5 protein-coding genes are annotated in these 7,571 nt (G+C 70.1%); 4 read left to right on the top strand and 1 reads right to left on the bottom strand.

What is annotated here, in order from left to right:
* Nucleotides 1-277 precede the first annotated feature (277 nt).
* From IPZ69_RS35645 to IPZ69_RS35635, 3 genes are all read left to right on the top strand, one after another.
* Nucleotides 278-898 carry an L-threonylcarbamoyladenylate synthase gene (locus IPZ69_RS35645; RefSeq protein WP_235458836.1) on the top strand — a complete coding sequence of 207 codons (621 nt, stop codon included), beginning with the start codon at nt 278-280 and terminating at the stop codon, nt 896-898.
* A gap of 132 nt (nt 899-1,030) precedes the next feature.
* Nucleotides 1,031-1,786: a dienelactone hydrolase family protein gene (locus IPZ69_RS35640; RefSeq protein ID WP_235458835.1), complete on the top strand. Its 756-nt coding sequence runs from the start codon at nt 1,031-1,033 to the stop codon at nt 1,784-1,786.
* 210 nt (nt 1,787-1,996) lie between these two features.
* On the top strand, nt 1,997-3,196 hold the full coding sequence (locus IPZ69_RS35635; protein ID WP_235458834.1) for a glycoside hydrolase family 64 protein: 1,200 nt from the start codon (nt 1,997-1,999) through the stop codon (nt 3,194-3,196).
* 58 nt (nt 3,197-3,254) lie between these two features.
* On the opposite strand, the gene IPZ69_RS35630 is transcribed toward IPZ69_RS35635, so the two are convergent.
* Nucleotides 3,255-5,651 carry a M4 family metallopeptidase gene (locus IPZ69_RS35630; RefSeq protein WP_235458833.1) on the bottom strand — a complete coding sequence of 799 codons (2,397 nt, stop codon included), beginning with the start codon at nt 5,649-5,651 and terminating at the stop codon, nt 3,255-3,257.
* Between the two features lie 317 nt (nt 5,652-5,968).
* Between IPZ69_RS35630 and IPZ69_RS35625 the strand changes: the two genes are divergently transcribed.
* Entirely contained in the window at nt 5,969-7,486 is a 1,518-nt protein-coding gene (locus IPZ69_RS35625; protein WP_235458832.1) for a metallophosphoesterase family protein, read from the top strand.
* The last annotated feature ends 85 nt before the right edge of the window (nt 7,487-7,571 follow it).

The raw sequence follows: 7,571 nt of genomic DNA, 5'->3' as shown, positions 1-7,571 counted from the left end.
GTCCCTGGACGGGTTCCCCGCAACCGGTCTCGTACACACGGGAGTTGCCGCGCCGGTTCACCCGGACCGGCACGACGCCGATCCTCGGGGTCGGCCATGGCGGAGTCTCGAGGCCGGCACGACGACGAACGGAGCCGCGGCGGAGGACCACAACAATCCGGCCGCGCCGGGGTCGGGGCGCGAAAGGGGCACGCCAGGGGGCACGGGGCGGACGCTCGGCGCGGGTCTCGGCCCCCGCCTGCGCGGCGAGCGCGGGGCGACGGCATAAGCTCGATGAATGGCGAAGTACTTCGACGTGCACCCCGACAACCCGCAACCGCGCAGCATCGCCCAGGTCGCCGACGCCGTGCGCGCGGGCTCGCTGATCGCGTACCCCACCGACTCCTGTTACGCCCTGGGCTGCCAGCTCGGCAGCCGCGACGGGATGGACCGGATCCGTTCGATCCGCCACCTCGACGACCGGCACCACTTCACGCTGATGTGCCGGGACTTCGCGCAGCTCGGCCAGTTCGTGCAGGTCGACAACGACGTGTTCCGGGCCGTGAAGGCGTCGACCCCCGGCAGCTACACCTTCATCCTCCCGGCGACCCGGGAGGTGCCGCGCAAGCTGCTGCACCCCAAGAAGAAGACCGTCGGCGTGCGCATCCCCGACCATGTCGTCACCCAGGCCCTGCTGGCCGAGCTCGACGAGCCGCTGCTGTCCAGCACGCTACTGCTGCCCGACGAGGACGAGCCGATGACCCAGGGCTGGGAGATCAAGGACCGCCTCGACCACGCGGTGGACGCGGTGGTCGACTCCGGGGACTGCGGCACCGAGCCGACCACGGTGATCGACTTCTCCGGCGGCGAGGCGGAGATCATCCGGCGGGGCGCGGGCGACACCACGCGTTTCGAGTGACCTGAGGAATGCAGGATTCCGGTGACGTTGGGCAGGCCGGGGCCGGAACTCGCGTGACAGCATTGCCGCACACGCAGCGTCGAGGGGGCGACCGGACCCCCTTTGACGATTCCTCAGGGAGGCTCTCTCGCCATGACCGCCGTACAGGGAAACGCCGTGGACATCCCGACCGAGGACGGTACCGCCGACGCCTACCTGGTCCACCCCGTCGACGGGCGCCCCCGTCCGGCCGTCCTCGTCTATCAGGACGCCTTCGGGCCGCGTCCGCATCTGTGGTCCATGGCCGACCGGATCGCCGAGGCCGGCTACACGGTCCTCGTGCCCCATGTGTTCTACCGTCACGGGCGGGCGCCCCTGGTCGAGTTGCCCGATTTCATCGACCCCTCGGTGCGTCCCGACCTCTTCGAGAAGCTCGGCCCGCTGATCCAGTCCCTCACTTCCGAGCCGGCCATGCGGGACGCCGGCGCCTACCTGAACTGGCTCGCCGACTCCCCCTTCGCGGCCGACGGCCCGGTCGCGGTGACCGGCTACTGCATGGGTGCCCGGCTGTCCCTGCTGACGGCCGGCACCTATCCGGACCGGGTCGCGGCGGCGGCCGGCTTCCACGGCGGGTGGCTGGCCACCGACGCCCCGGACAGCCCGCACCTGCTGGCCGAACGCATCACCGCCGAGCTGTACTTCGCGCACGCCGACGGGGACTCGGGGATGCCCGAGGAGCAGATGCGGCGCCTGGAGGACGCGCTGACCGCGGCGGGCGTCCGGCACCGCTGCGAGGTCTACCCGCAGGCGCCGCACGGTTTCACGCAGGCCGACACGGCCGCGTACCAGAAGGAGGGCGACGAGCGGCACTGGACGGCGCTGCTGGACCTGCTGGACCGCACCTTCTGAAGCAGGTCGCCCCGGTCGCGTCCCAACCGCCGGTTGTGGCGCGCGGCTTCGGAAACACAGGGTGCCCGCGGCGCGTCGGCCGCGGGCACCTTTGTTTCTCCCGCGTTCCACTTGTTGACATGAACGCAACCCGGCGCAACGCTGAGAGCGCTCTCAGAACAGGTACGGACCAATGTCCGTACGACCCCGACCCCCACACGGAGGTGGAGAGTGCTCCCACGATTCACACGCCCCGCGCTGCCCCTGGCGGCCGCCTCGGCCCTGGTCGGCGCGCTGCTCGCGCTGGGCACGCCGCAACCGGCCGGCGCCGCGGTGCCGGACACGATCGACCTGAAAGTGACCAACAACTCCGGCCGCGGCGAACCGCTGTACCTCTACGACCTAGGCACCCAGCTCTCCACGGGACGGCAGGGCTGGGCCGACGCGAACGGCGCCTTCCACGCCTGGCCCGCGGGCGGGAACCCGCCGACGCCCGCGCCGGACGCCTCGATCCCCGGGCCCGCCGCCGGGCAGTCGAAGACGATCCGGATCCCGAAGTTCTCCGGCCGGATCTACTTCTCCTACGGCCAGAAGCTGGTGTTCAAGCTGACCACCGGCGGGCTGGTGCAGCCCGCCGTGCAGAACCCGAGCGACCCCAACCGGAACATCCTGTTCAACTGGTCCGAGTACTCGCTCAACGACTCCGGGCTGTGGCTCAACAGCACCCAGGTGGACATGTTCTCCGCGCCGTACGCGGTCGGGGTGCAGCGGGCCGACGGGAGCGTCAGCAGTACCGGACACCTCAAGCCGGGTGGCTACAACGGGGTGTTCACGGCCCTGCGCGGGCAGCCGGGCGGCTGGGGCGGACTGGTCCAGACGCGGTCCGACGGGGCCGTCCTGCGGGCCCTGTCACCGCTGTACGGGGTGGAGACCGGAGCCCTGTCGGCCAGCGTCCTGGACGACTACGTCAACCGGGTCTGGCAGAAGTACACCTCGACGACGCTGACCGTCACACCGTTCGCCGACCGGCCCGGCACCCGGTACTACGGCCGGGTCTCCGGGAACGTCATGAACTTCACCGACTCCTCCGGCGCGGTCGTCACCGCCTTCCAGAAGCCGGACGCGGACAGCGTGTTCGGCTGCCACAAGCGGCTCGACGCGCCCAACGACGCGGTGCGCGGGCCGATCTCCCGCACGCTGTGCGCGGGCTTCCACCGGTCCACGCTGCTGACCGGCACGAACCAGCCGGACACCGATCCGGCCGACTTCTACAAGGACCCGGTGACCAACCACTACGCCCGGATCGTCCACGGGCAGATGGCCGACGGCAAGGCGTACGCGTTCGCCTTCGACGACGTCGGCAACCAGGAGTCACTCGTGCACGACGGCGGCCCCCGGCAGGCGTATCTGACGCTGGATCCGTTCAGCTGACACGCGCGCGTCCCGCACGCGGACGGACTCCGCGTGCGGGACGCTCAGGGGCGGTGCGTCAGCTGGTCGTCAGGGCGGTGTCGTCCACGACGAAGCTGGTCTGCAGCGAGGAGTCCTCGACTCCGTTGAACTTGATCGTGACCGTCGAGCCCGCGAACGAGGACAGGTCGAAGGTCTTCAGGCTGTAGCCGGAGGCGGCGTTGAGGTTCGAGTACGTCGCCAGGGTCTTCGAACCGGCGGTGACCGTCAGCTTGTCGTACTGCGTGCTGCCGGTGGTCTCGTCGGTGTCGATGTGCAGGTAGTAGGTGAGCGAGGCCTTGCAACCGCTCGGGATCGTCACCGACTGGGACAGCGAGTCGGTGTGCGTGGAGCCATAGCCGTCGAGCCAGGCCTTGTAGGAGCCGGTGCGCGCCGCCTCACCGGAGTCGGTCGTGATCACACCGCTGGTGGCGCTCCACGTCGTGTTGCCCGACTCGAAGCCCGGGTTGCCGAGCAATTGGGCCGAGGTGCAGGTGCCGCCGCCACCGGAGCTCACGGTCCAGGAGAAGGAGGCCGTGCCGGTCGCGCCGGTCGAGTCGGTCACCGTGACGGTGGTGCTGTAGGTGCCCGCGGTGGTGGGCGTGCCGGTGATCAGGCCGGTCGAGCTGTTGATCGACAGGCCGGTCGGCAGTCCGCTCGCGGCGTAGCTCAGGGCGCCGCTGTTGGTGCTGCTCGCCGAGACCTGCAGGCTCACCGCGGTGCCGACGGTGGAGGACTGGCTGCCCGGGTTGGTGACCGTCACACCGCTGCTGGGCGGGGTGATGTGGCTGCCCACGTTGATACCGGCGAAGGCGTTGCCGACCCCGGCGTACTGGGCCGAGTTCGTGCCGTACAGCGCCGCGGCCGCGTTGAGCGCGGCGGTGCGGGCCCCGGCGTAGTTGGTGCTCGACGTCATGTACGTCGTCAGCGCCTTGTACCAGATCTGCAGGGCGGCGGCCCGGCCGATGCCGGTGACCGCGACGCCGTCCGAGGTCGGGCTGTTGTAGGTCACGCCGTTGATGACCTTGGTGCCGCTGCCCTCGGAGAGCAAGTAGAACATGTGGTTCGCGGGACCCGAGGAGTAGTGCACGTCGAGGTTGCCGACGCCGGAGTACCAGCTGTCGGCGGATCCGCCGTCCTTGCTGGGCTTGTCCATGTAACGCAGCGGGGTCCCGTTGCCGTTGATGTCGATCTTCTCGCCGATGAGGTAGTCGCCGACATCGGTGCTGTTGTTGGCATAGAACTCGACGCCGGTGCCGAAGATGTCGGAGGTGGCCTCGTTCAGGCCGCCGGACTCACCGGTGTACTCCAGTCCCGCGGTGTTGGAGGTGACACCGTGGCTCATCTCGTGACCGGCCACGTCGAGCGAGGTCAGCGGGTCGGCGTTGCCGGAACCGTCGCCGTATGTCATGCAGAAGCAGCCGTCGTCCCAGAACGCGTTCACGTACGCATTGCCGTAGTGCACGCGGGAGTAGGCGGCGACGCCGTCGTTCTTGATGCCGCTGCGGCCGAAGGTGTTCTTGTAGAAGTCCCAGGTCTCCTGCGCGCCGTAGTGGGCGTCCGCGCCCGCGGTGGCCGCGTTGGACGTGGTCCCGTTGCCCCAGGTGTCGCTGGTCTGGGAGAACAGCGTGCCCGTCCCCGAGGTGCCGTGGTTCAGGTTGTACGTCTTGTGGCCGCCGCGGGTTCCGTCGGTCAGCGTGTAGTTCGACCCCGACTGGGTCGTCGTCAGCGTGACCTGGCCGCTGTACTGGGTGTTGCCGATACCGGTGTCGATCGCCTGGTAGCGGTGGAGTTCCTTGCCGGTGGTGGCGTCGGTGATGACGTGCAGCCGGCTGGGCGTGCCGTCGTCCTGGAAGCCGCCGATCACGGTCTCCCAGGCGAGCTTCGGGGTGCCGGTGCCGGCCCAGATCACCTTGCGGGCGCCGTCGGTGGTGGCCTTCTTCGCGTCGAGGGCCTTGGCGGCCTTGAGGGCCTTGGTCCGGGCGGCCGACTTGGTGAAGGTCGCGGCGGTCGAGGCCACCTTGATGGTGTGCTTGTTGTTGAAGGTGGCGCTCACCGTGCCGGCGGCCACGGAGGCGGGCGGCGTGTGCACGACGAGGTCACCGCCGAGGACGGGCAGGCCGTCGTAGGTGCGCTCGTAACGGGTGTGCAGGGTGCCGTCGTTGTCCTTGGCGACGTCCTTGACGACCAGCTTCTCCTTGGCGCCGAGGCCCAGGGTGCGGGCGGTCGTGGCCGTCCGCTGCTGGGCGCTCTTGATCAGCGCGCCGTGCTGGGCCGGGGTCAGCTTGGCCTCCAGGCCACCGGTGCGCAGCGGACCGGGGTGGGGGGCCGCGGGCTTGGCGTTCGCCGGAACCGCCTGGATACCGACGGCGAGGAAGGCCGCGGTGGAGACCAGGGCGGCTCCGACCGCGGAACGTCTGTGGGGAAGGCGTCTCACTCGTACTCCTCCTGCTGCGGCCGCCGGGGTTGCGGCCGGTGACAGACCGGCCAGACGGGTGTGCTGACCGGAATGAGCTGAGCTGTGCGGGAGCATGCTCCGTGTGTGGACCATGGAGAACCTGTGGGGGGTTGGGGGGAGGGTTTCAGCTTGTCCCGTCCATGTCACTACCCCTCGGTAACAGTCGAGGGTTTTCCCTACGAGAACCGGACACCCGACTCGGCAACACCCCGGACACACACAGGCAGTTGACGGATTGACGGATCCGGCGCATCCCCACCGACCGCCGCCGCGTTGATCGTTGCTACGGTGAACCGGTGTCTGACTCCTCACGCGACACCGCGGAAGGCGCCGGCTGGGGCGCCGCCGAACCCGGTGGCTACAAGACGTTGATGCCGGAGCACGTGGAGAAACTCTCCTGGCTCAACCCGAAGACGCTGTGGGCCGCCCGCAACGGGACCGTGGCGTCCTGGTTCGGCGATCCGACGGGCCGTACCCGCAGCCGCTGGGTGGCGCAGCGGGCCGCCGCCGGGGCCCGGGCCGACAAGGTGATCCGGCGGGAGGTGCCGGAGCGGTTCTCGTTCATGGTCATCGGGGACACCGGAGAGGGCGACGACTCCCAGTACGCCGTCGTGCCGGGCTTCTTGAGGGCGAGTCGGGGGACCGACTTCGCGGTGATCGCGAGCGACGTGATCTACCCGGTCGGCAGCACCGACGACTACGGCACCAAGTTCTTCCGCCCGTACCAGGACTACCGGGCGCCGATCTACGCGATACCCGGCAACCACGACTGGTACGAGGACCTCGGCGGGTTCATGCGCGTCTTCTGCGACGACGCGCCGCCGCTGGACCCCGAGCCGGCCCCGCGCCCGCTCACCCGCGCCTGGTGGCGCGCGCTGCTGTGGCACAAGGCGCGCCCGGCGGACGAGCAACGCCTCGTCGCGGCACGGGCGTTGCGCTCGCAGCCGGAGCAACGCGCCGTGCAGCCGGGCCCGTACTGGGCCATCGACGCCGGACCGGTACGGATCGTCGGCATCGACACCGGACTGCTCGGCACCATCGACGCCGAGCAGGGCGCGTGGCTGCGGGAGGTGTCCCGGGGGCCGCGCCCCAAGATCCTGGTCACCGGCTCACCCCTGTACGTCGACGGCGAGCACCACCCGTGCGCCATCGAGGGCGGCGGCACCGTCGACGACATCGTCCGCGACCCGGACCACCACTACGTGGCGGCGATCGGCGGCGACATCCACAACTACCAGCGCTATCCGGTCGACGTGGCCGGGCGCACCATCCAGTACGTGGTCGCGGGCGGCGGCGGGGCCTTCATGCACGCCACGCACACGATCCCCCGGGTGTCGATCGCCGGCGTCACCGAGGAGGACTTCCGCTGCTATCCGCTGCGCGGCGACTCCCTGGCCTTCTACAGCAAGCTGTACGCCCGCCGTCTGCTCCTGCGCCGCTTCTTCCCCCTGACCGAGGCCGAGGGGACGGCGGTCGTCGCCGAGCGGCTCGGGATCAAGCCCGTCCGCTCCCCCGGCCCGGACGTGCGGGTCACCCGGCGGACCCGGCTGGTCGCCACCCTGCTCGGCGCCGGCGGCCGCCCCGACCGCACCTCGCGGTTCCGGCTGCCCGTGCGCAAGCTCTACACGCGGCTCTTCTCACCGAGCTCGACGACCTACAGTCCGCCGTTCTTCAAGTGCTTCCTGCGCCTCGACGTGGGCCCCGAGGAGCTGCGGATCCGCTGCTTCGCGGCGACCGGCAACCACGCGCAGGAGGTGGACCCGCCGATGGAGGACGAGGTCAGGATCCCGCTGAGCCGATCACAGGACCGCTGATCACACGACCGCTGATCGCACGGCAGCGGATCACACGGTCGCTGATCACACGGCCGCAACAATCGGCTGCCACAATCGGGACAGA

This window comes from Streptomyces olivochromogenes (assembly GCF_021538895.1).
Lineage (GTDB): Bacteria > Actinomycetota > Actinomycetes > Streptomycetales > Streptomycetaceae > Streptomyces > Streptomyces olivochromogenes_A.
This window is presented reverse-complemented; position numbering and strand designations above follow the sequence as displayed.